The organism is Candidatus Binatia bacterium, assembly GCA_035631035.1.
Taxonomy (GTDB): domain Bacteria; phylum Eisenbacteria; class RBG-16-71-46; order SZUA-252; family SZUA-252; genus DASQJL01.
Genome location: DASQJL010000083.1, coordinates 1 through 2,027 on the forward strand (window position 1 = coordinate 1; position 2,027 = coordinate 2,027).

Consider the following 2,027-nt stretch of genomic DNA (forward strand, 5'->3'; position numbering starts at 1 on the left):
CTTGGCGGCGTCGGCGAACCGCCCCTGATTCGCCAGGATCACCGACATGTTGTAGTAGGCGTTCTCGCGCATCGAGGCCGTGACGGAATCCTTCGGCGCGTCGCGGAGGAGCTCCCGATAGGCGACCACGGTGCTGTCGAGGGCCGCCTTGCGGTTCGGGTCCTTCTCGTCCATGCCGTTCGCCATGTTGAAATTGGCTTCGGCAACCCGCGCTTCGTACGTCAGCTTGCTGGCCGGATCGTCCTCGATGGCCTTGTGGTACGCCCCGATCGCATCGCTCCACTTGCTCGCCTTGAAGAGCCGGTTGGCGCGTCCGACCGCCGCGGCGCGCAGGTTGCGCCCGAGCTTGTCGTCGTTGGGCGCGAGCTTCAGCCCCGCGCGCGCCGCGTCCATGGCGTCGTCGGTATGGCCCATGATCTCGTAGACGTAGGAGAGGTTCTTGTACGCGTCCACCGCGGTGGGGTCCATGAGCGTCGCGAGGCGGAAGTAGTAAGCGGCCTCCTCGACCTTGGAAGTGCCCTCGTACTTGCCGAAGCTGGTGGTGTCCGTGATCGCGACCTCGGGCGGCGCGGGCGTGGTGAAGAGCCGCTTCGCGCCCTCCTGCTCCTCGGTCTCCTCCACCGTGCCGGCGCCGGACATGGCCTTGACGCCGCTGTTGTAGAGGCGCGACATGTAGGCCATCTGGTTGTTCCGGATCTCGGCGGCCTTCTTTTCGTCCTTCTTCGCCGTCGCCGCCTGGATCCCCATCTGGAACGCGGCGCCCGCGGACGCGTACTGGCCGAGCTCGGCGCGCGCGCTTCCGAGGAGGAGATAGACCTGGAGGTTCTGCGGCTCCTGCTTCCGGGCGCACTCGAGCTGCGTCGCCGCCTTGTCCCACACCTTCTGCTGCACATACACCTTGCCGCTGGTGAAGCAGATGCCGGCGAGCGCGGGAACAGCCGCGGCGGCAATCAGGCCGGAGACGAGGAGCGCGACGATGGCGCGCAAGCGGATTCGGAGCATCGATTCCTCCAAGATGGAAGACGGTCTTCCCGGGCTGGGGGGCCGTACGATCGTTAATACCCGGAGATGGGGCGTCCCGTTCCGGCGGTCTCTCGATTGAACCACAGCGGCGCGAGGTGTCAAGCACCGTTCAGGCCGCGGCACGCGCCTGGCTCGTGGCCGCAATTCGTTATTTAATAATTGCTTACAGTAACTGGTTGGGGTCCACGTCGACGGCCAGGCGGAGGCCCGGAAAACGCTCGGTCCGGAGCTTCGGAAGAACCTCGTCGAGGACCGCCCGGATCGCCGGGCGGGAGCCGGCCCGGACCAGGAGGTGCCAGCGCTCGCGCCCGACCAGCCGCGCGAGCGGCTTGGGCGCGGGGCCCAGGATCTCCAGCGCGGCGGCGCCCTGGGCGCGCGCGAAGAGCTGCTTCACGCGCATCCCTCCCTTGTAGACGCGCTCCGCGCCCTTGCCCGAAACCTCGATCTCGACGAGATGCCCGAAGGGAGGGTAGGCCAGCTCCCGCCGCTCGCGCGCCTCGCGCGCATAGAAGATCTCGAAATCCTGCGCGGCGGCCGCGCGCAGCGCGGGATGCTCGGGATCGAACGACTGCATGATCACCTCGCCGGGCTGATCGCCGCGCCCAGCGCGTCCGGCCACCTGGGTCAGGAGCTGGAACGTCCGCTCCGCGGCGCGGAAGTCAGCGAGGCCCAAGCCGACGTCCGCGGAAATCACCCCGACCAGTGTGACCTTCGGGAAGTCGTGCCCTTTGGCTAACATCTGCGTCCCGACCAGCACGTCGATGGCGCCAGAGGCGAAGCGCGCCAGCAGCGCGGCGATGGCGCCGCGGCGGCGGATGGTGTCGCGGTCGACGCGGGCGACCCTGGCCTCCGGGAAGATGGCCCGCACTTCCGCCTCGACACGTTCGGTCCCGAATCCAACCTGTTCGAGGTACTGACCCGAACAGACCACGCACGCCTTCGGGATCGGCACCGCGTAATTGCAGTAATGGCAGCGGGCACGCCGGACGGCCCGATGCACGGTG

Annotated in this window: 2 protein-coding genes; both read right to left on the bottom strand. The window is 68.0% G+C overall.

Annotated features, from left to right (window positions below):
• Positions 1-1,002 (bottom strand): tetratricopeptide repeat protein (locus VE326_09520; protein ID HYJ33444.1); only part of this gene is annotated, 1,002 nt, incomplete at its 3' end.
• Between the two features lie 184 nt (positions 1,003-1,186).
• A partial coding sequence (priA, locus tag VE326_09525; GenBank protein HYJ33445.1) for a primosomal protein N' occupies positions 1,187-2,027 on the bottom strand: 841 nt, incomplete at its 5' end.